The organism is Gordonia sp. 852002-10350_SCH5691597, from assembly GCF_001665715.1.
Classification (GTDB): domain Bacteria; phylum Actinomycetota; class Actinomycetes; order Mycobacteriales; family Mycobacteriaceae; genus Gordonia; species Gordonia sputi.
Genome location: NZ_LZMO01000232.1, coordinates 1 through 516, shown reverse-complemented (window position 1 = coordinate 516; position 516 = coordinate 1). Strand labels below are relative to the sequence as shown.

Annotated in this window: 1 protein-coding gene; it reads left to right on the top strand. The window is 64.5% G+C overall.

What is annotated here, in order from left to right; translation table 11 throughout:
• The first annotated feature begins 134 nt into the window (after positions 1 to 134).
• The gene (locus tag A5777_RS17145; RefSeq protein WP_064863110.1) at positions 135 to 425 is read left to right on the top strand and encodes a GIY-YIG nuclease family protein; all 291 of its coding nucleotides are present in this window, start codon (positions 135 to 137) and stop codon (positions 423 to 425) included.
• Positions 426 to 516: the final 91 nt, after the last annotated feature.

Sequence of the window (516 nt, the reverse complement as noted above, 5' to 3'; positions counted from 1 at the left end):
CCGACACGGTCAGCCGCCGCCTGGGCTACCGCGGCTGACGCCCGTCGCCGCTCGCTGGTCGAGCTTGTCGAGACCACCAAGCGGCCTGTGGATAGAGAATCTCGGCAGCAGATCTGTGGGCGCATAGTTGTCGGATGAGCGGCTACATGTACATCCTCGAGTGCTCTGACGGCAGCTACTACGTGGGCAGCACACGGAACGTCGAGTCCAGAGTCGAGCAGCACAACTCCGGGCAGGGGAGTCGCTACACGCGCTGCCGGCTGCCAGTTCGGCTTGTTTATCAACACGAATGCTCGACCATCGCAGAGGCGTACGCGTTGGAGAAGCGCGTCCAGAACTGGTCCCGTGGGAAACGGAAGGCTCTCATTGCTGGGGATTACGTGCTGCTGCAACAACTCTCACGCAACCGACAAGGCGGGGCGTAGGTGCTCGCAGCGGGGTGGTCTCGACAAGCTCGACCAGCGAGCGGCGACGGGCGTCAGCCGCGGTAGCCCAGGCGGCGGCTGACCGTGTCGG

Bases quoted from the DNA above. Each gene is read 5' to 3' on its own strand.
- A5777_RS17145 (WP_064863110.1), top strand. From the start codon at position 135: ATGAGCGGCTACATGTACATCCTCGAGTGCTCTGACGGCAGCTACTAC.